Genomic DNA, 3290 nt, shown 5'->3' on the forward strand with positions numbered 1-3290 from the left:
CACAGGAACTGTCGCACTTGGCTTGACAATCCGTCATGGTAAAAATATCAGCATTTTGATTTTCATATTCCTTATATTCCTTACCAAGAGTTCGCGCCATTATTTTAGACATTTCTTCAAGTTGCACTGATATTTCTTCATATAATTTGGACATTTTATCTCGATCAGCTTGAGAAAGTGAAATTCCTTTCGAAGCGTCTTCTTTAAACAATTCCTCGATTTCAGTGTAAAGTTTTGGCTTACTGGGGAAGCACTTTTGTTGATTGCCACAATGACGACTTTGTTGTCACCTTTATAGGCAGAAGTGTAAATGTTGGCAGCAAGGTTCTTCGTTGCATCTACTCTTACATATCCAGGACGAACAAATTTAGAGAAGTGAGCCATATTATAACCGCGCTTGCTGATTGTACCGTTTTCATTCATCGGGCTGTATTGTCTGCGGATGTCCCACCATACGTTATGTTTGGAAGTCTCCTTCTACCATTGCATTGTGAATGCGATAGGAGACATCCAGTGCCTCAGGCCAGCGATCTGCTGAGTTGGTTCAATGTTCGGATAGTAGAATTCTGTCATCCAGAGCTCTTTGCCAGCTCCTTTTTGCTTGAACAGCGGATAAGAGAAATCGCTGAATCTCGTACCATAAGTATGCGAACCCATAATATCTATATTTGCGAGTGTATGTGAATAATTCAAAATATTTTCTGTCATTGCTTTGACATAAGAAAATGATTCCGGTGCCATGACTCGGTTATTGATGGAGCCGGCATTTTCTTTCATAAAGCGAAGAATTTTATCGGCAGACCACCATGTCCAGTCATGGGCATAATCCGGCTCGTTTTGAACAGAAATAGCATATAGATTTACACCACGGTTTTTCATAAAGGAGTTGAATTCATTTAAATACTTGGTATAAGCATCATACTTGTCGTATCTGAGGCGTTTCGCCGTTTTGGACTCAACATAAGCAGTAATGTTGATGTTATCAATAATCGGGGCTTCTGTCCCTGCCGTGACCAGTTTCAACGTGCTGGTTCCATAAGCCATCAATACCTGGACTGATTTTTCGCCCAAGTGCTCCAACAGCCATTGGCTTCAAAAGGAACATTGCTCTGTGCTCTCGCCCCGTTCACGGGGTAGTACCAGCGTAGCTGTCATCAAGGGCAAAGTAGATGTAAATTAAATGGGAAATTTATTTATAACCTCGTTATATTATAACCTTGTTTTAAGCCCACGAACCACTCATCCTTCAGTTCGGAAAGACAGACGCTGATCCGGTCTGCTAAACGGTGCCCTTTGGGAACAGCCACCAAGATGGAATCAAGCCCCATCCTTTTACTTACGATTTCCTCACCCTGCAGAAGCGGCGAAGATAAACAGAAGTCGACCTCACCTCGATGGAGAAGCTGGACCATTTCCTCCGGCTTAACCATTTGGACAGTAAAGCGCACGTGAGGTTGCTTGGCACGGAAATTTTGCAAAATTTTTGACAATGTACTGGACATCGTGACGGCTAATTCCACCGAGCCGCTTTCAGGACTGAATAAATCTCTAATCTCCTGCCGCCCCTGCTCCAATTCAAAAAGAGCCTTGTCCACGCGGTTAAGGAACGTGCGGCCAAACTTGTTTAGCTGAAGGGTTCGTCCGCTCCGTTCAAAAAGAGGAACGCCCAGATCTTCTTCGAGACGTTGGATGGTTTTGCTTAGGGAGGACTGCGTGACGTGCAGACGCTGAGCGGATGCAGTCATATGCTCCAGTCTGGCTACCATTTGAAAATATTGCAGTTGAAGAAGCTCCATTCTGTCACACCATCCATTCCTTGTAGTACATATATTGATGATTATGAATGCGTTGGACTCTATTTTAAAATCGATTTACGATGGATTCAAGCGATTTAAGGAGGCATACGCATGCTTAATAAACCGAGTTTCATAGCGATTGAAGAGCACTGGACAACAACCGAACTGACCGCAGCGCTCAAGAGGCTGCCGGAGGGGCGCCGCGACGAGAGTCTCGCGCTCAATGAAATGGGCGACAAACTCGCCAAACTGGAGGATATCGGCGACGCACGGATCGCGGCGATGGATGAGCAGGGCATCGACATGCACATCATTTCGCTAGCCCCGCCAGCGACAGGCCCGCTCTCTCCCGCGGAGGCGGTCGCGCTCAGCCGGGAGACGAACGACATCGCAGCAGAAGCGGTACGCCGCCATCCATCTCGTCTTCGTGCCATGTCCACGTTGCCGATGGCCGAGCCGACAGCCGTTGCGGCCGAGCTCGAACGTTCGGCCGGGATCGGCTTTGTCGGGGCTATGGTTTATGGACGAACGGGCGAAACGCCGCTAGACGACCCTTGCTACGACGACCTGTTCGCAGCTGCAGCGGCGCTCGGCCAGCCGATCTTTATTCACCCTCAGATCCCTTCGAACACTATCCGTCAGGCGCACTATTCGGGATTAGGTACGATGACCGACCTGGCGCTTTCTACCTTCTCATGGGGATGGCATCTCGAAGCTGCGATCGCCGTGCTGCGCTTAATCGCCCGAGGCATCTTTGACCGGCACCCCGATCTCAAGATTATTCTCGGTCACTGGGGGGAACTGCTACTATTCTGGCAGGACCGGACAGACAGCCTGTCGCGCATCGCCAACTTGGAGCGGAAGGTATCGGACTATACGCGATCGAACATCTTCATTACAAGTTCCGGCATGTTCAACCCGGCACTGCTCCAACATGCTCTCGCAGCGACTGCGATCGACCAGTTGCTCTTCTCAACGGACTATCCCTTCCAAAGCCCGGACCCGAATCAACTTCAACGGTTCCTGACCGGTTTTGCCAACGATGAAGACCGTAACAAGTTCTGTCACGGCAATGCCCGCCGCCTCTTCGGTATCGGCAACTAATTCTTATGACTCTCAGCATGAACCAGGGCGGATAAGTATCACGTTGCATTTAGATCAAGTTATTGGCTCCAAACCTGAACCCGCACAACCGCTCTGTACAGACAACTTTTCGACAGGTGGCACTCTCCCACCTGCCCCCTCGGGGGAAAGTATTCGCGTCCCATAAGCGGACAAGGCAAAGATTTTCGCCTCACTTATGGTACGGCTCACTGTGCTTGATCTTCAACAATCCTGCCCGTTAGGGTAATGAAGCACCCGCCAGTCTAATTCTTTATTTTCTCAGTCTACAACTTTATTTTCCGAGTCTAACACTTTATTTTTCAGTCTATCCTGAAAATATCGCTCCGTAGAACGCCTAAAAAAGGCAACAAGAAAGCGACCCTCCGGCAA

At 48.4% G+C, this 3290-nt stretch carries 2 protein-coding genes and 2 pseudogenes; 1 reads left to right on the plus strand and 3 read right to left on the minus strand.

What is annotated here, in order from left to right; translation table 11 throughout:
* The 3 genes and pseudogenes from L693_RS31430 to L693_RS0113670 all read right to left on the minus strand — a co-directional run.
* A partial coding sequence (locus L693_RS31430) for a hypothetical protein (protein WP_231503646.1) occupies positions 1–211 on the minus strand: 211 nt, incomplete at its 3' end.
* Positions 212–216: 5 nt separating this feature from the next.
* Positions 217–1017, minus strand: a pseudogene (locus L693_RS0113665) (carbohydrate-binding protein); the annotation flags it as partial.
* A gap of 194 nt (positions 1018–1211) precedes the next feature.
* Positions 1212–1796 (minus strand): annotated as a pseudogene (locus L693_RS0113670) (LysR family transcriptional regulator); the annotation flags it as partial.
* A 111-nt stretch (positions 1797–1907) separates the two neighbouring features.
* On the opposite strand from L693_RS0113670, the gene L693_RS0113675 reads away from it, so the two are divergent.
* A complete protein-coding gene (locus L693_RS0113675) occupies positions 1908–2900 on the plus strand; it encodes an amidohydrolase family protein (protein WP_025717741.1) in 993 nt (330 codons plus the stop codon).
* Positions 2901–3290 lie beyond the last annotated feature (390 nt).

Origin of the sequence: Paenibacillus sp. 1-18, assembly GCF_000520755.1 — a bacterium.
GTDB lineage: Bacteria > Bacillota > Bacilli > Paenibacillales > Paenibacillaceae > Paenibacillus > Paenibacillus brasilensis.